Here is a 22,386-nt window from a genome sequence, read left to right as displayed (position 1 = left end):
CGCCGTGCGAGACCGAACCGTCCTCTCAGCCATGTCGAGAACGTGAACCCGGCTCCGACGTACCCATGACCGAGCACGACATGGACGAAGGAGCACGCGATGACCATCCGCAGCCGCACCACCAACGACACCCCGCAGCTGAGCAGCATGCTGCTCGGCAGCACCGACCCGACCCGTCTGCGTGACTGGTACGTGGAGGCGTTCGGCGTACGGGCCAATGAGTTCAGCTTTCTCGAGCTCGGCTCGTTCTGGGTCATGCCCGACGGCCGTGACGACGTGAGCGCGACGAACCCCGAGCCCGGCCGTGTCGTCCTCAACCTGAACGTGCCCGATGCGAAGGCGGCCGTCGCACGCATGGACACAGCCGGTACGACCTGGGTCGCGCCTCTCGAGGAGCGCCACGAGGCGTGGTTCGCCACGGGGACCGACCCGGACGGCAACTACGTGCAGGTCATCGAGGGGAAGCCCGAGATGGACAAGACCATGCGTGCCGCGGCCCGCAAGGACTGGCGCAACACCAAGCCGTTCTGCGGGTTCGCAGTGAACGACACGGCCGTCGCGACGACGTTCTACACCGACGTGCTCGGCCTCGACGTGACAGAGGAGTACGGCCTGCTGGCGATCTGGCTGGGTGCGGACGACTTCGTCCTCGCCTATCCGAAGGAGGACCACGTGCCGGCGCAGCACACCATCCTCAACATCCCGGTCGACGACATCGACGATGCGGTGGACAGCCTGGTCGAGGCCGGCGTCGAGATTCTGCGTTACGACGGCATGCCTCAGGACGACAAGGGGATCATGCGCGAGAACGGACCGGACATCGCGTGGTTCACCGACCCTGCGGGCAACGTGCTGTCGGTGCTGCACGAGAAGTGACAGGATCGGTCGCAATGCGGTTCCTCATGCTGATCCACGACAACCCGAGCCGGTGGGAGCACCCGACATTCGCTCACCACGACGGGTCCGATCCTGCAGAGGTCGAGCAGTGGCAGCGGGACTTCGACGCTCTCCTGACCGAGGTGGCCGACTCCGGTGAGCTCATTAGTGGCGTCCCGCTGGCAGACCCCGCTCGCAGCCGCACCGTCCGAGTGCGGGACGGCCAGGTCATCGTGAGCGACGGTCCACACGCGGAGGCCAAGGAGCACCTCGCCGGCTACGTGGTGCTCGACTGCGAGTCGTGGGAGCGCGCCGAGGAGATCGCGGCGCGGTTCCCGTCAACACGCTTCGGGCCCATGGTGATTCGACCGGTGATGACACATTCCGGCACGGAGATGTGAGCGAGGCGCAGGTGCGCGACGAGACGACGATGCCGGACCGAGGGAGCCTGCGACCTCGGCCGGAGGAGGAGTCTCGTCAAGAAGACACAGGAGACGACGGCCTGTGGCGTGAGCTCACGCCACAGGTTCTCGCTGCTGTGGTCCGACGCTATGGCCACTTCGAGCTAGCGGAGGAGGCCGTGCAGGAGGCGCTTCTCGCCGCGTCATCGCAGTGGCCGCGCGACGGACTCCCCCGCGACCCGCGGGCCTGGCTGATCGCCGTGGCGGCCCGTCGGACGACGGACCTGCTGCGCAGCGAGGGCGCTCGACGGCAGCGGGAGGAGACGGCGGCAGCACTGGAGACACCGTCACCGCAGGAGGTGTCCGACAGCGACGACACCTTGACGCTGCTGCTGATGTGCTGTCACCCGGTCCTGACGACCGCGTCGCAGGTCGCCCTCACGCTTCGTGCTGTCGGTGGTCTGACGACGCGCGAGATCGGTCAGGCGTTCCTCACACCCGAGTCGACGATGGCTCAACGAATCAGTAGGGCCAAGAAGCAGATTCGCGATGCGGGCGGCCACTTCGCGATGCCCGACAAGACCGAGCTGGCGTCTCGGGTCGAAGCGGTGCTCAAGGTGGTCTACCTGATCTTCAACGAGGGCTACACCGCGTCGGCCGGTGAGTCGCTGCAGCGACGTGACCTGACTCGCGAGGCCATCCGGCTCGGGCGGCTGCTGTACGCGGCTCGGCCCGCCGACGGTGAGGTCGTCGGACTACTGGCACTGATGCTGCTCACGGACGCCAGGCGCCCGGGGCGCGAGACTGCGGACGGCCGTTTGATCCCCCTGGCCGAGCAGGACCGGACGGCATGGGACCGGGCCTCCATCACCGAAGGCGTCGACCTCATCACGGAGGCGCTCAGCCGCTTCCCGGTCGGCCCCTACCAGCTGCAGGCTGCCATTGCCGCGGTGCACAGCGAGGCAGCCAAAGCCGACGACACGGACTGGCCACAGATCCTCGCGCTCTACGAGCTGCTGCGGGTGGCCCAGCCGGGGCCGATGGTCGAGCTGAACCGCGCCGTGGCCGTCGCAATGGCGCACGGGCCGGCCGAAGGACTTGCCGCGCTGGACGCCATCGATGAGCCGAAAATGCTTGAGCACCACCGCTTCTCGGCTGTGCGAGCACACCTGCTCGAGATGCAGGGTGACCGGTCAGGTGCGCGAACGGCGTACCTGCGTGCGGCCTCCCTCACGACCAGCATCCCGGAGCGACAGTTCCTTCTGGATCGTGCCGCCGCCCTGACCTGACGCAGTGACTCAATTGGACGCGACTCTTCACTGTGATCGGCCGCTGCCGGTGCTTCCATAGAACTATGGCCATGCATGTTGCCAGGCTCGACGATCGAGACGACTTCGTCTCGTGGTTCGAAGCCACGAGCCCCAGGATCTACGGGCTGGCCGTGCATCTGATGGGCGACCCGGGTGCGGCGGAGGAGATCACCATCGCGACCTACCGCGAGGCGCAACGTCGCGGGACCCACGACCCCACCCCACAGCTGATGGCGCTGGCTCACCGCCGTGCCGTCGAACGGCTCCGGATCAACAGCGCTGTCGGGTCGTCAGGCCGTCGTCGGCGGCGTCGGCAGAAGACCGCGACCGCCGGTTGTCCGCCGGCAGTCCGGTGGGCCTATCTCGAGGGACTGACCCTCAACCAGATCGCCGTCCGCATGGGCTGTACCCGCGCGCAGGCCGCTGTCGAGCTCAGCTCGCAGCTCCGCCAGTTCGCCGATCGCTAGTCGTCCTCAGGTCAGCACCTGCGTCAGATCAGCGCGTCCCGGCGAGCGATCGAGGCGGCCTCGGTGCGGGTCGCGGCACCGAGCTTGGCGAGGATGTTGGACACATGCACGCTCGCCGTCTTGGTACTGATGAACAGTGCGGCTGCGACCTCGCCGTTGCTGCGTCCTTCGGCGACCAGCACGAGGACCTCACGCTCGCGGGGCGTCAGGCCGACCGCGCCCGCGGAGGCGGGCTCAGTCGTACGACGACCCTGGGCTGCCGCATCGAGAAGCCCTCTCGCGCCTAGCTTTTGAGCCACGGCGCGAACCTCGTCGATCAGCTCACGCGCCTCACTCCGCCGACCTGCTGCCGCAAGGATCTCAGCCAGCCTCAGCCGGGACCGCCCTGCCTCGAACGGGTGCTCGGCGTCCTCGAAGACCTGCGTCGAGCACTCCCAGGCCGTGATCAGCTCGTCGGGCACATCGCCCCGGCCGGCCCACTCGAAGCGTCCCTGCTCGGCGCGGGCTCGATTGACCCACGCACGCGACTCGAGCCCGAGGGCATCCTCCGTACGCCGCTTGGCGACGACGTCCTCGACGGCTGCCGCGAGCGCAGAGACGCGCTCGGTGTAGTCGGACTGCTTGGCGCGTCCTTGGATCACGGCACTGGCGATGTGCCCGATCGTGAGTGCTGACAACCGAATTCGAGCATCGAATGATGCCATCGACCACACAACCGTGAACGTCTCAACCACGTCGTCGTAGGCCTTCAGCATCGCGTCGATGTCGCCACGAGCGCCGAACAGGTCGACCGCGACGGCCGAGGTGTGCACCGCGATGAACATGTCGCGTCGCCACAACGGACGCAGCGGCGGCAAGGCGTCGAGCACGTTGTCACGGCCGTGACCGTGGTCGCGCACCATGCGGATCGCCGCGACGACCGACTCCATCAGCGGGGGCAGGTCCGCCCCGGCCTGCGGCGCCAGCATCTCGTCAGCGGCGTCCCACTCGCCGATCATCAGACCGTAGAGAGCCCCGAACACGCGCGTCTCGATGCCGAACGGGTCGGTGAGGTGACCCGTCGCGCGAGACCGCTCGAACCCCTCACGGTGCGTGTCGAACGCATCGCGGAAATGGTCCATCCGGGCCTGGACCCGTGCGGTCTGGTGGAGCGCCCGCAGCTCGGCCGAGACGTGGCCCGCCGCACGAGCCTGGAGCACGACCTCGCGCAGAGCGCGCTCCGCGCTCTCGGGGTCGCCGGCGAAGTCGTCGAGCCGGGCGATCGAGGTCATCGCATCCGTGGCGACGGTCGGGAGGTCGAGGTCTCGCGCCAGCGAAGCCGCCTCCGTCCCCGCGAGCAGGGCTCCGTCGAAGTCGTCCTCGATGATCAGGGCGCGCGCCAGGGACGCGTAGAGGTCGGCGAGCACCGGGGTGGGCTCACCGGACTCCAGCCAGGAGATCGCCTCACGGATCAGGTCCGTGCCGACATCTGGGGCGTCGGCAACCAACCGCGCCTTGGTCATGCCGGCGACCAACGCGGCGCGCTCGACCCGATCACCGGTGTGTGCGTCGTACGCCTCGCTGGCCAGGTCGGCGCCACGGTGCGGGTTGCCGGCGGCGATGAGTGCGCGAGAAGCCTTGAGCACCAGGCTCACTCGTGACTCCGGCGCCTCGATGGTCTTGTGCTCCGCGAGCATCTCCAGGGCGTCCTCGTAGTGCCGGGCCGCATCAGCCGGCCCCGAGGACGCCATCGCCTCGTCACCGGCACGGATCGACGCCTCGAGGGCGAGCTCGACGTTGCCGGCGGCTCGGGCGTGGCGCGCCAGGGCGGCCGACGCGCTCGCTCCGGTCTTGGCGCGCAAGGCATCGGCAAAGTCCCAGTGCAGCTGGACGCGTTCGCCCGGCAGCAGGTCGTCGTAGACCGCCTCACCGAGCAGGGCGTGCCGGAAGGCGTAGCTCCCGGTCGCGGTCACCTCGAAGACATGGCTGTCGACGACACTGCGCAGCGCTTGGTCGAGCTCACGGCTGGGCAGGTCGACGACCTGAGCGAGCAGCGGGTGATCGACAGCGCGCCCGGCCACCGAGGTGGCCTTGACGACCGTACGGGCGTCGTCGCCAAGGGCGTCGATGCGCACCAGCAGCAGGTCGGCCAGCTCATCGGGCATGCCGTGCTCGCCGAGCTCGCTGGCAGCGAGCAGCTCCTCGGCGAAGAACGGGTTGCCACCGGCGCGCGCGACGATGGCCGGCGTGTCCTCGGTGGCCTCCGCACCCGGGCGCAGCAGACGCAGCAGGTCGCGCACCTCGGCGTCGGTCAGCGGGTCGAGCATGACGCGGTGCATGCCGGGCAGGCGCGACCACTCGGCCAGCTTGGCCCGCAACGGGTGCCGGCGGTTGAGGTCGTCGCTGCGGTAGGACACGATCAGCGACACCGGGTTGGTGAACCGGCGGGTGAACAAGAACGTCAGCAGCTCGCGGGTGGAGCGGTCGGCCCAGTGGGCGTCCTCGATGAGCGCGACGACCGGCTGGGTCGCGGCGAGCTCCTCGAGCACCATGTGAACCGCATCGAAGAAGGAGCCGCGGTCGTGCGGCAGGTCGGCGGGGACGTCACGCCGGTAGTACTCCGGCAGGAGGGGCGCCAGCAGGGGCCGGTCGGCCGCGATCTGCTGGGCGAGCGCGTGGTCGTCCTGGGCGAGGCGCGCGAACATCTCCGACAACGGGAGGTAGGGCGCGCTGCTGTCGCCCAGGTCGAGGCAGTGTCCGAGGAGGACCCGAGCACCCTTCGTACGGGCTCGGTCGGTCAGCTCGGTGAGGATGCGGGTCTTGCCGACGCCGGCGTCCCCACCGAGCAGGATGGTGGAGGGGGTGCCGGACTCCAGCGCCCGAGCGGTCAGGTCGGCCAGCTCGTCGGTACGTCCGACGAGCGGTCGATCAGGCTCAGGCAGTGGCGGCACCCCCTCATCTTCGCGCGTCGGGCCACTGACCCGCTCACCGGTTCGAGGGACGAGCTCAGTGAGCAGGTGCACGACGCACCGCCTTCGGCAGCTTCGACTCGCGGCTCCACAGAGCCTTGACTCGGCCGCCTGCACGGCGTGCGGCGCTCTCCCAGTCGTGCGCGATCCGGTAGTCGCGGGCGATGCGGTCGCGGCGGTAGGCCACCTCCGCGTCGTACTGCTGCTGGTTGAACTGGATCATGACAACTCCTTGGATGCGGTCTTGCTGACAAGATCCAGATTCGTCGTCTGAGGTAGGCACCCACATGGGGCGACCGCCTCATCTTCGGCCGGTCGTGCTGCCTTAGGTACGCCCTCTGGCGCCTTAGGTGCGCGGACTCGCCTAGGTGCAGCTGGGCTCCCGCCCGTCCCGCGCTTGAGTCAGCGACGCGGTGAGCTGCCGTGGCGAGGTCGGGGCAGGTCACGACCGAAGGTGAACGCCGCGTGGTGCGCCAGCAGGGTCAGGGGGATCTCCCAGTCGTGGGTGATCTCCTCGTCGCGGGCGATGCGCTGGTGTCGGTGGGCGACTTCCGCGTCGGACTGCTGCTCGTTGAACTGGAACATGACGACTCCTCGGACGGGGCCTTGCGGACGTCATCCAGATTCGTCGTCTGAGGTAGGCACCCACATGAGGCAATCGCCTGATCTTGGGCTCCGCGGCTACCTCGCCGCCGTTGCTACTCGACGGTGACGGACTTGGCGAGGTTGCGGGGGCGATCGATGTCGTGGCCGAGCGTGAGCGCTGCGTGATATGCCAGCAGCTGCAACGGGATCGTCAGCAGGATCGCGTCCAGCTCGTCCTCGGACTTGGGTACGACGATCCGCTCGCCCTCGAGGTCTCCCAGGTCCACGTCCTCGTGGGTCACGACCAGCAGTGGCCCTCGGCGCGCCGCGATCTCGTGTGCTGCACCGATGTTGCGCTGGAGCAGATCGTCGCGGGGCACGATCGCGACCGTCGGCAGCTCCTCCGAGATCAGCGCTAGCGGACCGTGCTTGAGCTCGCTCGCCTGGTACGCCTCCGCGTGGCGGTAGGAGATCTCCTTGAACTTCTGCGCTCCCTCACGCGCCACCGGGAAGCCCCGCACCCGTCCGATGAAGAACAGGCTCGGCGCCGCGGCGATCTTCTTGGCGACGTCCGCGATGGCGCCCTCCTGGTCGAGGATGGCGCTGATCTGGTCGGGAATCTCCTTGAGCGCGTTGATGATCCGGGTGCCGTCGGCGTACGAGAGGTCGCGGACTCTCCCGAGCGCAACGGCCAGCATCGCGAAGCCGACAGCCATGTGCGTCAACGCCTTGGTGGAGGCGACCGCGACCTCGGGACCGGCGTGCAGGTAGACACCGCCGTCGCACTCGCGCGCGATCGAGGAGCCAACCACGTTGACCAGCCCGACGACCCGACCGCCCTTGCGCTGGATCTCGCGCACCGCGAACAACGTGTCGGCGGTCTCGCCCGACTGGCTGACCGCGACATAGAGCGTGTCGGGCTCGATGATCGGGTTGCGGTAGCGGAACTCGCTCGCCGCCTCGGCATCGGCCGGGATACGAGCCAGGTCCTCGATCATCGACGCACCCATCTCGCCGACGTAGTACGCCGAGCCGCAGCCCAGGATCTTGACCCGCCGGAACGCCCGCAGGTCGCGCGGCTCGAGCTCCAGGCCGTCGAGGCGAGCCGTCGCGAACCGGTCGTCGAGACGGCCGGTGAGCATCCGGCGTACGGTCTCGGGCTGCTCGTGCATCTCCTTGTGCATGAAGTGCTGATGCCCACCGATCTCGAGCTCGTCGGCCGACATCTCAATGGTCTCAGGCGTTTTCGTCACCGACGCCGTGTCTGCAGTGAAGGTCTGGAAGCCGGACGAGGTCACCGTCGCGAGCTCACCGTCGTCGAGGTGTACGACCTGACTCGTGTGCCGGACCAGGGCCGAGACATCGCTCGCGATGAACATCTCGCGGTCGCCGATGCCGAGGACGAGCGGAGAACCGTTGCGGGCCACGACAACTCGGTCAGGGTGGTCCGCGCTGAGTACGCCGATCGCGTACGTCCCCGTGACGCCTCGCAACGCGTCGATCACCTTGTCCTCGAGCGTCGTCGCGTCGGAGCGGGCGATCAGGTGGGCGAGCACCTCCGTGTCGGTGTCCGACGTCAGGGTGATGCCATCGGCGGACAGCCGCTCACGAAGTGCGGCCGCGTTGTCAAGAATTCCGTTGTGCACCACCAGAATTCGCCCGTCCTCGCTCTGGTGCGGGTGGGCGTTCTCCTCGCTTGCCGGTCCGTGGGTGGCCCAGCGCGTGTGGCCGATGCCGACCGTGCCGGCCATGCGCTTGGGCAAAGCCGCCTCGAGGTCACGGACGCGACCGACCGTACGGACCACGCGCGGCTTGCCCGACGTGAGCACGGCGATGCCGGCCGAGTCATAGCCGCGGTACTCCAGCCGCGACAGGCCCTCGACCAGCAACGGAGCCGCATGCTGCGCCCCCACATATCCAACGATTCCGCACATGTTTGCTCCTTTGTCGGGGCCGGTCGAGTAGGACGAGGCGGGTCTCGATACGCCTCCGCTAGCGCTCCGACTACTCGACCGGCGTTTTGCTAGCCGTAGATCATGCGGCGCAGCTGGCGCTCGCTCAGTTCGGGTGCGGCCACGCGGCGCTGGCGAATCTCAGCGGCGAGCGTCGCGAAGATCTCCGCGTTGCGCGCGCCGTAGGTCTGCATCTGCCCATGTCGGCGACGGACGAACTCCTCGACCGTCTCGCCATAGAACGCCAGCACGTCATCCACGACACGGGCCGCCTCCGCCGGGCTGAGCCCGGTCGTGGCGGCCACCTGCTGGATGAGTTCGCTGTCGGCCACTCCAGAACTGTGACCCCGCGGGGACAAACTCGCAACTATCTGCCCAGATGCGGGCAGAGTCGCCGCCGAGCCCTGCGACAAGGAAATTGCTGGTCCTGCGACTTGGTCAATTGTCCAATAATGCTTGACGCCGGCTGTGGCGCGCCTCACTCTCAGTGCATGCGAGGTTGGGCGATTGTCATCGCGTACGGACTGATGAGTGCCATGGTGCAGGTGCTGTGGCTGACGTACGCCGCGTTCACGTCTGACGCGGCCGTGCACTTCGGGGTGAGCGAGAGCGCCGTGGTCTGGCTGGCCAACGTGCTACCACTCCTCTACATCGTGCTCGGGCTGCCGTCCGGCATGCTGCTCGACCGCTGGTTCCGCAGCACGCTCGCGCTTGCTGGCGGACTGACCGCCCTCGGCGCGTGCGTGCGGCTCTTCGACGGATACGGGCCGGTGCTGGCCGGGCAGCTGCTCATCGCCATCGCTCAGCCGTTCGTCCTCAACGCGGTCTCCAAGCTCGCTGACGCCTACCTGCCCCGTGAGCAGCGGGCTGCTGGTATCGCGGTCGGTGCGAGCTCCGGCTTCGTCGGCATGCTCGCCGGACTCCTGCTGGGCGGGATGCTCGGCGTGGACGGACTGACGACCCTGCACGTCATCGGCGCGGTGGGCTCGGTCGCCGCCGCCGTGCTTCTCGCGTTCCTGCTGAGGACGCCGCCCGCGGACGGTGTCTCGGAGACCCGAGTGACGCTGGCCAGCCTGCGCGCACTGGTCGCTCTGCCGTCGATGAAGCTGATCGGCAGCGCGGTGTTCTTCGCGTTCGGTCTGTTCATCGCGCTCACCGCCACCATGGAGGTGCTGCTCAAGCCGCACGGGGTCGACACCGACTCGGTGGGTCTGATCCTGGCCGCCATGGTCGTCGCGGGCATCGTCGGCTCGGCGATCATCCCCACTCGGGTCGCTCGCCTCAACACCCAGCGACCCGTGCTCATCGCCACCATGACGATCGCCGCGCTCGGTTGTCTCGCTCTCGCGATCGCACCAGGCGAGCTGACGGCCTGGCTGGTCGCCATCATCGTCGGATTCCCTTTGTTGGCAAGCCTGCCCATCGTGCTTGAGCTGACCGAGCAGATCGTCGGAGAGGCCGGCGGCAGCACGGGCGCCGCATACATCTACATCATCGGCAACGCGGGCGGCATCGTCCTCTCCCTCATCGTCGACCCCGCGCTCGACCACGCAGCGATCGCCTTCGCGATCTTCGCCCTCGCAGCTGCGGCAGCCGCAGTCATCGCCTCCCGCCTGCCGCGCACCGTCAAGGCCGAGCCCGTCCTGTCCGCCTGATCGCCACCACTGGAGCAACCATGACTCTCATCGAAGAAGCCGTCGTCACGGCCGGCCCGATCTCCGTCGAGAACCCCTCGACAGGCGAGACGATCCGCCAGGTCCCTTCCTTGAGCGAGGGCGAGGTCGATTCCCTCGTCTACCGCGCCCGCGCAGCCCAACCGGCTTGGGAGGCCTTGGGATTCGCCGGCCGGAGGCGCTACTTCAAGCGGATGCAGAAGTGGCTCCTCGAGCACCGCGAGCAGATCGCGCGACAGATCCACGCCGAGAACGGCAAGTCGATGGAAGAGGCGACCATCGAGGTCGCGTACGGCGTCCTGGCCGCCTCGTTCTGGGCTCGCAAAGCTGAGGCGTACCTCAAGGACGAACACCCGCACACCTCCTCGCCTTTCGCGATCGGACGTCGGCTGACCATCCGCTACGCGCCCCTCGGTGTCATCGGCGTGATCGGGCCGTGGAACAACCCGCTGCTGAACAACTTCGGCGACGTCATCCCCGCCCTGGCCGCCGGCAACGCCGTCATCCTGAAGCCGTCCGAGATCACCCCGCTGGTGTCCCTGCTGATGGCTGAGATGGTCGAGGAGATCGGGCTGCCGAAGGATGTGTTCATCGTGGCCACCGGCGCGGGCGAGACCGGCGCCGCCCTGGTGGAACGCGTGGACGGCCTGATGTTCACCGGCTCGACCCGGACCGGCAAGAAGGTCGCGGCTCGCTGTGGCGAGCGGCTCATCCCCTGCTCACTGGAGCTGGGCGGCAAGGACCCGCTCATCGTCCTCGCCGACGCCGATCTCGACCGCGCCGCGAACCTCGCCGTGTTCAGCGCGATGCACAACACGGGGCAGACCTGTACGTCTACCGAGCGGGTCTACGTCGAGGCTCCCGTCTATGACGAGTTCGTCGCCAAGGTGACCGAGACGTTCAAGGCCCTCCGGGTCGGCGAGTCCACCGAGTTCGGCACCTCCGACTCGGGAGCGCTCACCTTCCCGCCGCAGCTGGACATCGTGCAGCGACATGTGAAGGACGCGCTCGACAAGGGCGCAAAAGCGTTGACAGGCGGGCGAATTCGTACGGGACGCTTCTTCGAGCCCACGGTCCTGGTGGACGTCGAGCAGGACATGGCGTGCATGCGCGAGGAGACGTTCGGACCGACGATGCCGATCATGAAGGTCGAGTCCGCGGAGGAGGCCATCCGGCTCGCCAACGACACGTCGTACGGCCTGCAGGCCTCGATCTTCTCTCGCGACGGCAAGCGTGCCGAGCAGCTGGCGCGGCAGATCGAAGCAGGCACCGTCACCATCAACGACTCCTTGGCGAACTACTTCGCGCTCGAGCTGCCGATGGGCGGCTGGAAGGACTCCGGGCTCGGCTCTCGGCACGGCCGCGAGGGCATCCGCAAGTTCACCCGACGTCAGTCGCTGATGCGCACTCGGATGCCGATGAAGAAGGAGCTGCACGGGATGCCGTTCGAGCCGAAGAACTTCGGCCTCATCGTCAAGATGGTCGAGACGCTGTACGGCCGGCCGCGCGGCACGCGCTAGTCCGCGCCCTCCGCGGCGCGCTTCAGGGCGTCCAGCCGGCGGTCCCAGACTGCCGCCGCGTCCTGCAACCAGCGGGCGGCCGCGTCGAGGGGAGCGGCGCGTACCTCGTACAGCACCTCCCGTCCGTGCCGACTCGACGTCGCCAGACCCGCATCGACCAGGACGACGAGGTGCTTGGTGACGGCCTGACGCGTCACCGTGAGGTCGGCGGCGATCGTGGTGGCGCTCACCCGGCCCGCCCGCGCGAGCACGTCCAGCACCTCGCGGCGGCGCGGGTCGGCGAGCGCGGCGAAGACGGCGGTCACGGACCCCGGAGCCGACTCACCGACCGACCCCGAGGCGGCCTCGGTCACGCGCCCTCGAGGTGGGACTTGGCCGCCTTGAGCTCGATCTCCCAGCCCTCGGTGTTCTCGTCGTACGCCCGCTGCCGCACCTCGGCAGCGCGGTCACTCGTCGCGAAGCCGCTCTCCACGACCCGGACTCGAGTGCCGCCGTCGACCTCCTCCAGGGTGAAGGCGGTGACGGTCGAGACGAGGTTGGACTCGTCAGTGTTCTGCGAGTTGTTCTCGGCGTCGCCGTTGACCAGCCAGCCGAACGAGATCGCATGCGGCTCCTGCGAGTCGACGAGCCGGACCAGGAACTCGCCGTGCTCCTCGTCGGTGACGGCGAAACCACCGTCGCGCTCCTCGATCTTGTGCGGACGGATCGTGCCCTCGTTGATCCACCAGCCCGGCTCGGACACCAGGGCCCAGACGCGGTCGATGGGAGCGGCGATCTGAACCTCACGCTCAATGGCATCGGGGACGGTCATGTCAGCCTTCCTTTTCGTCGTTGATGTGCAACTCCAGAGTTGCACTTGGTGCGACGAGATGCAACCCCGCAGTTGCACCTCACCGTCGCCGATCAGGGTCAACCCCTAGTCCCCGAGTCGTAGCCCAGCCGTCCGAGGTCAGTCCCGAGAGCGATGTGACCCGTGTACACCCGCTCATAGCGTCGAGCACGTCAACCAGACGACGTCCTCGGAGGCTCCCCGTGCTCGAAGCCATCAACTCGTCCATCCTCGATCTGGCAGGCCAGCCGTGGGTGTACGCCGTGGTCGCTGCGCTCGCCGCACTGGACGCCTTCATCCCGCCGCTGCCCAGCGAGTCCGCGATCGTGGCACTCGCCGCGCTCGGCACCTCAGGTGGCGTCAACCTGTGGCTGCTCGGCATCGTCGGGGCGCTCGGCGCACTGCTCGGCGACACGACGGCGTACGCCATAGGCCGACGCCTCGGCACCGATCGCTTTGCGTGGCAACGGAAGCCGAGGGTGGCTAGGACGATCGTGTGGGCCGGTCGCGAGCTCGAACGCCGCGGCGGGCTGCTGATCTTCACCGCACGCTACGTCCCCATCGGTCGGGTCGCGGTGATGCTGAGCGCCGGAGCGACAGGTATGCCCGTACGCCGCTTCCTCACCTATGCGTTCATCGGCTGCACCGCGTGGTCGGCCTGGTCGGTGCTCGTCGGATCAGTGGCGGGCAAGGTACTGGGCGACAACCCGTTGCTGGCCGCCGGAGTCGGTATCGGGATCGCCCTCGCTGTCGGACTGCTGGTCGACCGGCTCGCCTCGCGCCGCCGGCCGGCAGCTGAGAAGTCGGATGACAGCCGCGTCGGGTCCCTGGTCTAGTACGAACCATGGAGATCAGGCCGTACGCCGAGTCCGACTGGCCGGACATCGAACCCATTCTTCTCGAGGTCGTCCAGCGCGCCGACACCTTCACGTACGACCCGGCGATGACGGCCGAGCAGCTCAAGGACACCTGGATCGAGCGACCGCCGGGGCTGACCGTGGTCGCTACCGACGGCAAAGAGATCCTCGGAACGGCCAAGATGGGCGCCAACCGCGTCGGCCCCGGTTCACATGTCGCGACCGCGAGCTACATGGTGGGGGCGGACGCCCGCGGCCGTGGCGTCGGACGCGCCCTCGTCGAGCACAGTCTCGAGTGGGCACGAGCTGCAGGGTTCCTGGCGATCCAGTTCAACGCGGTGGCGGCGACCAACGTCGGTGCCGTCGGGCTGTACGAGGCGCTCGGGTTCACCGTCGTCGGCACCGTGCCAGAGGCCTTCCGTCATCCGGAGCAGGGGCTCGTCGGCCTGCATGTGATGCACCGTCGGCTCTGATGCCTGGCACGGAGGTGTGGCTCAGGGGGCCACGCCTCCGGAGCTGCCCTTCGGCCCGGACGGCCGCCCGTAGGCCACCTCCAGCGCAGTGACCCACTCGCGCTTGCCGATCGATGCGTTCGACCTCAGCTCACGAAGCCGCCACCGCCGCAGCGGTATCCGTTCACGCTCTGGCGTGGCCATCCGACCGATGGCGGCGAGGCTGCCGAAGATCATGCTGAGCGTGATGGCGATGACCGGCAGCATGGCGAGCGTGGCCATCACCGGAGCACCACCCAGCGAGTGTGCGCGTTGGCCACGGCCTTTGCGGTACGACGGTGCGCGGCCTCCGTAGCCGGCGACAAGGCGGCCAAGTCTGCGCGGACCCGGTCACCGTCGCGGTCGGCGTGCGACGGGAGCTGGGGACCGCTGGCGGTGGACCGACGGTGGGTCCGCTCCATCGCCACGACGATGGCGGCGACCAGAGCCAGAACGAGTAGTGCGGACATGATGTCCTCCAGGTGATTCGACCTCCGGATGAGGTGTTCTGATATCCAGAGTGCGCCGCCTGATCGTTTAGCACCAGCGCGCATTTGTGACCCATACCAGTTACAGTTGCTACATGTTCGACCTTCAGCGCTTACGCGCTCTGCACGCCGTCCGGCAGCACGGATCCGTCGCCGCGGCGGCCGAAGCCCTGGGCTTCACACCGTCCGCGGTGAGCCAGCAGATCACCAAGCTCGAGCGCGAGGTGCACTCGCCGTTGCTGGAGAAGGCGGGCCGCGGCGTGATCCTGACCGACGCCGGTGTAGTCCTCGCCGACGCGACCGAACGCATCCTCGGCACGACCGAGCAGGCCAACGCCGCGCTCGAAGAGCTGCGCACCGGCGTCTCCGGCACACTGCGAGTTCTGTGCTTCTCCAGTGCAATTCGCGGACTGGCGGCTCCCGCCCTCGGCGAACTCCGGCGTACGGCACCCGACTTGGTCGTCAACCTTGAGGAGACCTTGCTCTCCAACGCCGAGCATCGGGTCGAGGGCGGTCACGCTGATGTCGCGATCACTCACGACTGGGTCGACGCTCCGATCGAGGTGCCGGGCCACCTGACCCAGTCGCCGCTGATGGAGGATCCGGTCGACATCCTGCTGCCGTGCGAGCACCCCCTCGCGGGTCGCGCGTCCCTGAGTCTCGACGACCTACTCGATGCGCCGTGGATCATCGATACCAACGACGCGAGCATCTGCAGCCGCTGGCTGCGCAACCAGATGTCCGCGCGTGGGCACAGCGCCGACGTCGTACACCGGGTCGATGAGTACCCGTCCCAGATCGCGCTCGTCTCCGCGGGACTCGGGATCTCGACGCTGCCACGGCTCGGTCGTCCGGAGATGCCCGACTCGGTGCGCGTCGTCCCGCTGCGCGGGGACCGGCCAGTGCGCCGGATCTTCTCGATCTGCCGCCGCTCGTCCAGTCGTCGCCCGGCGATCCGGACGCTGACCGAGGCGCTGCGGACCCAGGCGGTGCGAACCGTGGAGGCCAGCACGCCCGCCGCCGCCTCCTAGGATCGGGTCATGGCGAGCAAAGGCGGCTCACCCGCCACCGAGCTGACCGTGGGCGAGCGCACCGTGCGCATCTCCAACCCCGACCGCGTCTACTTCCCGACGCGCGGCGAGACCAAGCTCGACCTCGCGAACTACTACCTCTCCGTGGGCGACGGCATCGTCAACGCGTTGCGCGAGCGGCCGTGCATGCTGCACCGCTACCCCACGGGTGTCACCGGCGAGAAGGTCCACCAGAAGCGCATCCCTCGCGGCGCACCCGACTGGGTCGAGACCGTCGAGCTGCACTTCCCGCGCTACAACCGGACGGCCGACGAGGTCTGCGTGACCGAGCTGGGCTCCGTGATCTGGGCCGTCCAGATGTCGACCGTCGAGTTCCACCCGTGGAACTCCCGCCGCGCCGACACCGAGCGTCCCGACGAATGGCGCATCGATCTCGACCCGATGCCGGACTGCCCGTTCGACCGAGTCCGCCGCACCGCGCATGTCGCTCACGAAGTGCTGGATGAGCTTGGTGTTCAAGGGTTTCCGAAGACATCCGGCGGGTCGGGCCTGCACATCTATGTGCGCATCGAGCCCGAGTGGGGCTTCGCTGACGTACGCCGCGCGGCGCACGCGTTCGCGCGCGAGGTGGAGCGTCGTACGCCGAAGGAAGTCACGACCACGTGGTGGCGCAAGGACCGCGACCCGACCACGGTGTTCGTCGACTACAACCAGAACACCCGCGACCACACGATCGCGAGCGCTTACTCCGTGCGGGGCAACCCGGAGGCGACGGTGTCGACGCCGATCCGCTGGGATGAGGTCGACGACGTCGAGCCGCAGGAGCTGACCATCGCGACCGTGCCGGCGAGGTATGCCGAGCTGGGTGACCTGCACGCGGACATCGACGCGAAGGCGTACCGGTTGGACACGCTGCTGGAGTGGGCGGACCGCGACGAGGCCGAAGGCGCCGAGACCCCGCCCGAGGACGACTGAGCTCAGGCGAGCCGGGTGGACCCGTCGTGCGTCGGCGGGCGCAACCGGGTCTGGTCGGGCTCGAACCCGTGCCGGACACCCCACAGCACCGCCTGACTGCGGCTGGTGACCTCGATCTTGCGATAGGCCGTGCGGATGTAGGACTTCACCGAGTTGATCGAGAGGTGGGTCTGGGCGGCGATGTCGTTGTTGGACAGGCCCTGCGTGATCAGCCCGAGCACCTCGGCCTCGCGCGGCGTGAGCCCTTCTTCGCGCCCGGGCCACTCCCCCGTGACCAGCCCGTTGCCGGGCGTCGGCGAGACGACGACCTCGCCGGCATGTACCTGCTCGAGGACGTCGACCAGCGCATTGGCAGCAAGCGTCTTGGACACGTAGCCGCGCACGCCACGATCGATCGAGGCCTGGACCACCTCCGGCTGGAAGTTCCAGGTGTAGACCACCACTGCTCCGACCCTCGGGTTGCGCAGCAGCCGCATGATCTCCGAGCCGTTGTCCTGGGTCTGAGCGAAGGTGTCGTACAACGCGATGTCGACGCGCTGCGCCACCGCGACATTGGTGTCGAGCTCGACGACGCAGACGCGGCGGGCGTAGCGACGCAGCATGGCGTGCAGACCCGCCACGACCACGTCATAGTCGTTCACAGCGGCGATGCGCAGGGGTGCAGATGAGGTCACGGCGCTCAGTATCAGGGGCGGTGGGTCGGTACACCCCACCCTTTGGGGTGGAACGTCTCGGGCGAAAGGCCCTCACGACGCCACCTTAGGGCCAATCGCAAGACCCGTGCCGTACGCCGCGCCCTCCGTGTTGAGGGGGCGGCGTCGGCCGGTCAGGAGGTTGGCTGAGTCAGGTCGTAGAACGTGGTCCCGCCGATCGTGACCGCGGCGTAGTGCTCCTGCACCCAGGTCGAGATCGCGCTCCCATTGCCGTCGCCTCCAGGTCCGCCGCGCATCATGCCGCCCTCGCCCGAACCCTCGCCACCGTTGCCCAGGAAGTAGTGGATCTTGCCCTGCTGGACGTACTCCTGGAACTGCGCCAGCGTCGGCGACGGATCGCTGCCGTTGAACCCGCCGATCGACATCACCGGCAGCTCAGAGCCGAGCTGGAGTCCGGCGGCGTTCTGCGAGCCGATGGCCGCTGCGACCCACGTGTAGTCGGACGCGTTGGCCTTGAGCGCGCTGACGACCTGAGTGTTCGGGGTGGTGGCGTTGAGCAGGCCACCCATGCCGCCCGTCGTCCGCTCGAAGGAGGGTGCTCCGCCGCCCGTCTGTCCGCCTGCTGCTCGTCCGCCTGGCACCCCAGCCGGAGCTTGCCCACCGGGAGCCTGTCCACCGCGCGCCGCGCCCGGACCGCCCTGGGGCGCACGCCGTCCGCCCGGAGCCGCGGCGGCCTGACCGGCTGGGCCGCCGCGGAAGACTCGAATGCCGCCACCCGGTCCGCCGCCGGGGCCGCCGCTGCTCGGTCCCGCCGAGACGATGGAGCCCGACGTGCTCTCCTGCAGGGTCGTGATGCCGTACGCCGTCGGTCCGGCCAGCGCGGCCAGCACGCCTGCGATGAGCACGATCGGGATCGCCCTCTTGTGCAGCCACGGCAGCGCCAGCATCAGGAACGCTGCCGACATGCCCACCGCGAGGATGGCGACGCGAAAACCGTTGCCGTACGCCGTGGTTCGGCTCAGCAGGATGAACGCCCAGGTCGCTGCAGCGGCCGTGGCGGCCGCGAGGATGACGGTGCCCACCGGCGTACGACGACGCTCCCAGGCCTCGGCCACGCCCATCCCGACGAGCGCGGCGACGGCCGGAGCGAGCGCCACGGTGTAGTACTCGTGGAAGATCCCGGCCATGAACGAGAACGTCGCCATCGTGACGAGCAGCCAACCGCCCCAGACGAGGTATGCCCCGCGACGCAGGTCGGTGCGCGGACGCTTGCCGCGCAGCACCAGTCCCGCCACGAGCAAGATGAGCGCGGACGGGATGAGCCACGAGATCTGACCGCCGACCTGACTGTTGAACATGCGGTCCCAGCCGGTCTCGCCCCAGCCACCACCACCACGGCCGCCTCCCCCGCCGCCGACCGAGCCGGTCTCGTTGCCGTTGATCCGGCCGAGTCCGTTGTAGCCGAAGGTGAGCTCGAGGAACGAGTTGTTCTGGCTGCCACCGATGTACGGTCGCGCCGACGCCGGCATCAGCTCGACGATGGCGACCCACCAGCCGCCCGCGACCAGCATCGCGCCGACACCGACGAGCGAGCCGATCACTCGACGCCGCGACGTCGTTCGCGCGGCGACGACCCAGGCGATCCCGAAGAACGGCACCACCAGGAACACCTGCAGCGTCTTGGTCAGGAAGCCGAGTCCGATGAACACACCGACCCACGCCATCCACCGGATGGAGCCGCGCTCGATCGCACGCACGGTCGCCCAGGCTCCGAGGGCCATCAGCAAGGTGAGCAGCGCGTCCGGGTTGTTGAACCGAAACATGAGCAGCGCCACCGGAGTCAGAGCCAGCACCACGCCCGACAGGAGGCCGGCCACAAGACCCGAGGTCCGGCGTACGGTCGCGTAGACGACACCGACGGTGCCGACTCCCATCAGCACCTGCGGCAGCAGGATGGCGAACGAGCTGAGGCCGAACAGTCGTACTGACAGGGCCATTGGCCACAACGCGGCCGGAGGTTTGTCGACCGTGATGGAGTTGGCCGCGTCGGAGGACCCGAAGAAGAACGCCTTCCACGACTCCGAACCGGCCTGCACCGCAGCGGAGTAGAACGAGTTGGCCCAGCCGTTCGCGGTGAGGTTGATCAGGTAGAGGCCTGCTGTCGCTACGAGCAGCGCGAGCAGAGCCGGCCGCGCCCATGCGGGATCGTCGGGGCTGCCGCGCCACCATCGTGCGAGGCGGGCCTTGGCCGCGGCGGCCGGGGTAGCCGATCTGGTCGTGGTCGCGCTGCGCAGCGCCGTGGTCATCGGGTCCATGCCAGCGACAGTGGCGATGTCGCCTATGCGTCTGCTGTGACCCGGCCCAGGGCCCCCGATGAGCCGCACTGACCGGCCGAGGTCCCTATCGTGGGACCGGCGATCACCTGATCCTGACGGAGGCATGGCGTGAGCAGTCCCGCGAGTGAGGAGTCGGACGCGACGGCGCCCGACGAGACCACTCCGTCCGACGACGCCGGAGCCTCCGACGACTCCGCTTCGCCCGACGAGTCCACTTCACCCGATGACTCCGATTCACCCGGAGACCCGAAGCCGCCCGCTTGGCCGCGGTGGCGACGACGGCTGCTGATCGCCGCCGGCATCCTCGGGCTCGCGCTCGTCGGGTACGTCGCCGGTATCGCCACGACGTTGGTCTTGCCGACTCCCGTGCACACTCGCTACTACGAGGGCACCGTCAGCCTCCATGCCTGGCCGTCCTCGACCCTCAAGGCGCCCACCGTCTTCGGCGACATCGACGTGCACTTCGACGGACCCGTCCCCGCGCCTGGCATCGAGCTGCGCACCCAGGTCAAGGGCGATGTGACCGACCTCTTCGCCCGCGAGGACGTCTCGGTCGACACGTTCCGGCCCACCGACGGGGAGGTACGCCGGGTGGCGAGCTCGGCGCTGCGCGGTGTCGTCCTGCGGTTCGGGCTCGGGCTCCTGGCAGCGGAGGCGGTCATGCTGACGCTGCTGGCGCTTGGGCGTCGTCACCATCGCCATCCCAGCTGGATCCAGGTCCGCGTCATCGCGGCGGCAACCGTCATCGGCGTCCTCGTGCCCGCGATCGCCGGGTGGCAGGCCTACCGCGGCGATCGGGTCGCCGCCATCCGCGCGACCAGCCTCCTCGGCACGGTGCGCTCGAACGCCGGTCTGCTCACCGACGTACAGACGAGGGCCCAGCAGGTGTCGCGCTATGTCACCAACGTGCTTGCCCTCTCGCAGTCCCTGCAGGACTCCTTGGTGCCGCCCGAGCTGGCCCAGCAGCCCGCCGTACGACTGCTGATGGTGAGCGACATCCACGGCGCCAACCAGTATCCGATCATCAAAGGCCTCATCGCCGACGAGAAGATCGACGCCGTCGTCGACAGCGGCGATCTGATCAACTTCGGCAACCCTCGTGAGGCCGAGGCGGCCGGGATCTTCACGTCGATCGCGCAGCTGGGTGTGCCGTACATCTTCGTGAAGGGCAACCACGACGCCACCAGCGCCACCGACCGCGCACTTCTCGATCGGCTCGCGGCCATCCCGAACGTGGTGCTGCTCGAGCCGAAAAATGGTCAGTACCAGCAGGTTTCGGTGGACGGCGTGACCATCGGTGGCTTCAATGACCCGCGCTACTACGGCGACTCCGACACGGACAACGACAAGAAGCAGAAGCCACGGCAGAAGGCCTTCCTGGCGGCGTACGGCGACCGCACCCTTCCCGACATCGTCGTGAGTCATGAGCCGGCCGCCGTTGAAGGCATCAAGACCAAGGGCATGCTGATCGACGGTCACATGCACACGCCCGGCATCGACGGCAATCGCGTGACCGTCGGCACCTTCACCGGCGGCGGTCTCTTCGGAAAGCGCATCGAGGAGAGCGAGTCCGGCGACGGGGAGCGGGCGACAGCGTCGTACTTCTTCGACATCGCGGTCTACGGCAAGTCGTGCTCGCTGGTGAACCTGACCCGCTACTCGTTCCGCAGCATCGTCGAGGGACGGCCGGCGTACGACGGTCTGAACGTGATCAACGGCCGCTCGATCGTGGACACCATTCCCGAGGGACGCACTTGTGGTGCCAGCAACGGCATTCAGCGCACACCCATCTCGCCCCCGTGACGATCGCGGGACTGGTCCTAGACTCGAACCATCTTGAAAGGGGTCGCGATGACCAGCGCTGTCGATGTGGCGAAGTACATCCGGTCGAAGGTGGACCTCTCGAGCGAGCAGCAGCTGCAGGACCTTGCGTACTACATGCAGGCCTGGGCTCTGGCGTGGACTGGAAGACCGCTCTTCGACGAGGCGATCGAGGCGTCGGAGTCCGGCCCCGTGACGCCGGCGCTTCAAGGCAACCAGGACGAGGCCGATCCCGACGCTGTGGACGCGCAAACTGCTCTCATCGTTGACGTCGTGATCGCGCACTATGCCGAATCTTCCAGCGACAGCCCGCGGGAGGACGCTCCGTGGCGGGAGGCTCGGGACACCGCAGATGAAGAGATCAGCCGCGACGCCATGTCGCGCTACTACTCAAAGCAGAGCCTGGACGGCGCCGGTCCGAAGCCACCTGCTCTCGCATACGACGACGCCGATGAGAGCGACCTGGATGCCGCCGGCAAGGCCAATGCCGAGCGTTGGCGCGAGCTGCTGGCGCTGCTGGCCAAGTGACCATTCGCCTGATGCTTGACGACGTCAAGCATCTCTACACGGCTTACCTCGGAGCAGGTGAGCTCCGTGACGAGGGTCTGCTGGAAGGTGCGGTGTCTGCTCCGTTTCAAGAGGTGTTCGGGCAAGTCCTCTATCCGACAGTGGCTGAGAGAGCCGCCAAGCTGTTGGACGGAGTCCAGAGGGCGCAGGCTTACAGCGACGGCAACAAGCGGATCGCCTGGCTCTCGACGGTGACCTTCTTGAACCTGAACGGCCGAACACTGCGTGACTTCCCGGCAGAAGAAGGCGACGAGTTCGTCCGGTCGCTCGTCCACCACGAGGACGCCCAACGCCACGCCACCCTGTGGATCGCAGACCGCATGCGCTCCAACCACCGACTCCGACCGGGGGTGGATCCTGAGACCCAACTCATTCGGGCGACGACTCGCGAACGCGTCGCCCGGGCTCACCGCGAGGGGCCCACCAGTACCGAACCGATCGCGTACGTCGGAGGTCAGCAGCCAGGACGACATCGCCTTCCTGGACTCGAGCGCTGACACCAACGACCTAGATCGCCGCCACCTGCGCGGGCATGAATGGCCTCCCGGCAATAGGTCACCGGGAGGCTATTCGTATTGATCGTTGGTCTCAGACGTCACGGTCGGC

Annotated in this window: 24 protein-coding genes; 13 read left to right on the top strand and 11 right to left on the bottom strand. The window is 68.2% G+C overall.

All coding sequences use genetic code 11. The annotated features are described in order from the left end of the window. Positions 1-99 precede the first annotated feature (99 nt). From VV02_RS27390 to VV02_RS04185, 4 genes are all read left to right on the top strand, one after another. The gene (locus VV02_RS27390) at positions 100-876 is read left to right on the top strand and encodes a VOC family protein (protein WP_052590098.1); all 777 of its coding nucleotides are present in this window, start codon (positions 100-102) and stop codon (positions 874-876) included. A gap of 14 nt (positions 877-890) precedes the next feature. Beyond that, positions 891-1,277 (top strand): YciI family protein, encoded by a 387-nt coding sequence (locus VV02_RS04195; protein WP_052590097.1) that lies wholly within the window; start codon positions 891-893, stop codon positions 1,275-1,277. Next, positions 1,274-2,566, top strand: a complete 1,293-nt coding sequence (locus tag VV02_RS04190; RefSeq protein ID WP_245632989.1) for an RNA polymerase sigma factor — start codon at positions 1,274-1,276, stop codon at positions 2,564-2,566. The genes VV02_RS04195 and VV02_RS04190 overlap by 4 nt, the downstream gene beginning before the upstream one ends. 71 nt (positions 2,567-2,637) lie before the next feature. Further along, positions 2,638-3,054, top strand: a complete 417-nt coding sequence (locus VV02_RS04185; RefSeq protein ID WP_157063267.1) for a sigma-70 family RNA polymerase sigma factor — start codon at positions 2,638-2,640, stop codon at positions 3,052-3,054. Between the two features lie 23 nt (positions 3,055-3,077). Here VV02_RS04185 and VV02_RS27280 read toward each other — a convergent pair whose 3' ends face one another. The 5 genes from VV02_RS27280 to VV02_RS04160 all read right to left on the bottom strand — a co-directional run bounded on the left by VV02_RS27280 (position 3,078) and on the right by VV02_RS04160 (position 8,871). Further along, positions 3,078-5,984: an ATP-binding protein gene (locus VV02_RS27280; protein ID WP_169787636.1), complete on the bottom strand. Its 2,907-nt coding sequence runs from the start codon at positions 5,982-5,984 to the stop codon at positions 3,078-3,080. Positions 5,985-6,039: 55 nt separating this feature from the next. Next, positions 6,040-6,225, bottom strand: coding sequence for a hypothetical protein (locus VV02_RS04175; RefSeq protein WP_052590091.1), 186 nt, complete (start codon positions 6,223-6,225; stop codon positions 6,040-6,042). A 179-nt stretch (positions 6,226-6,404) separates the two neighbouring features. Continuing rightward, complete coding sequence (locus VV02_RS04170) at positions 6,405-6,587, bottom strand: hypothetical protein (RefSeq protein ID WP_052590089.1); 183 nt, start codon at positions 6,585-6,587, stop codon at positions 6,405-6,407. Between the two features lie 113 nt (positions 6,588-6,700). Beyond that, positions 6,701-8,521: a glutamine--fructose-6-phosphate transaminase (isomerizing) gene (gene glmS, locus VV02_RS04165; RefSeq protein WP_052590087.1), complete on the bottom strand. Its 1,821-nt coding sequence runs from the start codon at positions 8,519-8,521 to the stop codon at positions 6,701-6,703. An 89-nt stretch (positions 8,522-8,610) separates the two neighbouring features. Next, a complete protein-coding gene (locus tag VV02_RS04160; protein ID WP_052590085.1) occupies positions 8,611-8,871 on the bottom strand; it encodes an HU family DNA-binding protein in 261 nt (86 codons plus the stop codon). Positions 8,872-9,030: 159 nt separating this feature from the next. Between VV02_RS04160 and VV02_RS04155 the strand changes: the two genes are divergently transcribed. Together VV02_RS04155 and VV02_RS04150 are read left to right on the top strand one after the other, a co-directional pair. Next, the gene (locus tag VV02_RS04155; protein ID WP_052590083.1) at positions 9,031-10,194 is read left to right on the top strand and encodes an MFS transporter; all 1,164 of its coding nucleotides are present in this window, start codon (positions 9,031-9,033) and stop codon (positions 10,192-10,194) included. Positions 10,195-10,214: 20 nt separating this feature from the next. Next, complete coding sequence (locus VV02_RS04150) at positions 10,215-11,732, top strand: aldehyde dehydrogenase family protein (protein WP_052590082.1); 1,518 nt, start codon at positions 10,215-10,217, stop codon at positions 11,730-11,732. Here the strand turns inward: VV02_RS04150 and VV02_RS04145 are convergent. Together VV02_RS04145 and VV02_RS04140 are read right to left on the bottom strand one after the other, a co-directional pair. Further along, positions 11,729-12,085 carry an ArsR/SmtB family transcription factor gene (locus tag VV02_RS04145; RefSeq protein ID WP_083449891.1) on the bottom strand — a complete coding sequence of 119 codons (357 nt, stop codon included), beginning with the start codon at positions 12,083-12,085 and terminating at the stop codon, positions 11,729-11,731. The two genes, VV02_RS04150 and VV02_RS04145, sit on opposite strands and share 4 nt — an antisense overlap. Continuing rightward, the gene (locus VV02_RS04140; RefSeq protein ID WP_052590080.1) at positions 12,082-12,543 is read right to left on the bottom strand and encodes an SRPBCC domain-containing protein; all 462 of its coding nucleotides are present in this window, start codon (positions 12,541-12,543) and stop codon (positions 12,082-12,084) included. The genes VV02_RS04145 and VV02_RS04140 overlap by 4 nt, the downstream gene beginning before the upstream one ends. Before the next feature lie 221 nt (positions 12,544-12,764). Between VV02_RS04140 and VV02_RS04135 the strand changes: the two genes are divergently transcribed. Beyond that, complete coding sequence (locus VV02_RS04135; protein ID WP_052590078.1) at positions 12,765-13,397, top strand: DedA family protein; 633 nt, start codon at positions 12,765-12,767, stop codon at positions 13,395-13,397. 8 nt (positions 13,398-13,405) lie between these two features. Next, positions 13,406-13,891, top strand: a complete 486-nt coding sequence (locus VV02_RS04130; protein WP_052590076.1) for a GNAT family N-acetyltransferase — start codon at positions 13,406-13,408, stop codon at positions 13,889-13,891. Between the two features lie 21 nt (positions 13,892-13,912). Here the strand turns inward: VV02_RS04130 and VV02_RS04125 are convergent, their stop codons facing one another. Both VV02_RS04125 and VV02_RS04120 read right to left on the bottom strand, forming a co-directional pair. Continuing rightward, entirely contained in the window at positions 13,913-14,152 is a 240-nt protein-coding gene (locus VV02_RS04125; RefSeq protein ID WP_052590074.1) for a hypothetical protein, read from the bottom strand. Continuing rightward, a complete protein-coding gene (locus VV02_RS04120) occupies positions 14,152-14,379 on the bottom strand; it encodes a hypothetical protein (RefSeq protein ID WP_052590071.1) in 228 nt (75 codons plus the stop codon). Before VV02_RS04120 ends, VV02_RS04125 begins: the two co-directional genes overlap by 1 nt. A 113-nt stretch (positions 14,380-14,492) precedes the next feature. On the opposite strand from VV02_RS04120, the gene VV02_RS04115 reads away from it, so the two are divergent. Both VV02_RS04115 and ligD read left to right on the top strand, forming a co-directional pair. Further along, positions 14,493-15,428: a LysR family transcriptional regulator gene (locus tag VV02_RS04115; protein WP_052590068.1), complete on the top strand. Its 936-nt coding sequence runs from the start codon at positions 14,493-14,495 to the stop codon at positions 15,426-15,428. A gap of 9 nt (positions 15,429-15,437) precedes the next feature. Next, complete coding sequence (ligD, locus tag VV02_RS04110; RefSeq protein ID WP_052590066.1) at positions 15,438-16,403, top strand: non-homologous end-joining DNA ligase; 966 nt, start codon at positions 15,438-15,440, stop codon at positions 16,401-16,403. Positions 16,404-16,405: 2 nt separating this feature from the next. Here the strand turns inward: ligD and VV02_RS04105 are convergent, their stop codons facing one another. Together VV02_RS04105 and VV02_RS04100 are read right to left on the bottom strand one after the other, a co-directional pair. Next, positions 16,406-17,077, bottom strand: a complete 672-nt coding sequence (locus tag VV02_RS04105; RefSeq protein ID WP_052590064.1) for a response regulator transcription factor — start codon at positions 17,075-17,077, stop codon at positions 16,406-16,408. A 152-nt stretch (positions 17,078-17,229) separates the two neighbouring features. Continuing rightward, on the bottom strand, positions 17,230-19,371 hold the full coding sequence (locus VV02_RS04100; protein ID WP_052590062.1) for an ArnT family glycosyltransferase: 2,142 nt from the start codon (positions 19,369-19,371) through the stop codon (positions 17,230-17,232). A gap of 129 nt (positions 19,372-19,500) precedes the next feature. Between VV02_RS04100 and VV02_RS04095 the strand changes: the two genes are divergently transcribed. The 3 genes from VV02_RS04095 to VV02_RS04085 are packed head-to-tail and all read left to right on the top strand — an operon-like array spanning position 19,501 to position 22,277. Next, on the top strand, positions 19,501-21,195 hold the full coding sequence (locus VV02_RS04095; protein WP_052590060.1) for a metallophosphoesterase family protein: 1,695 nt from the start codon (positions 19,501-19,503) through the stop codon (positions 21,193-21,195). 48 nt (positions 21,196-21,243) lie between these two features. Then, positions 21,244-21,741, top strand: coding sequence for a Panacea domain-containing protein (locus VV02_RS04090; RefSeq protein ID WP_052590058.1), 498 nt, complete (start codon positions 21,244-21,246; stop codon positions 21,739-21,741). Between the two features lie 11 nt (positions 21,742-21,752). Then, entirely contained in the window at positions 21,753-22,277 is a 525-nt protein-coding gene (locus VV02_RS04085) for a type II toxin-antitoxin system death-on-curing family toxin (RefSeq protein ID WP_157063266.1), read from the top strand. Positions 22,278-22,386 lie beyond the last annotated feature (109 nt).

The sequence above is a fragment of the Luteipulveratus mongoliensis genome (assembly GCF_001190945.1).
GTDB classification, from domain to species: domain Bacteria; phylum Actinomycetota; class Actinomycetes; order Actinomycetales; family Dermatophilaceae; genus Luteipulveratus; species Luteipulveratus mongoliensis.
Note: the sequence above shows the minus strand (reverse complement) of the source record. Positions and strands in the feature narration are given on the sequence as shown.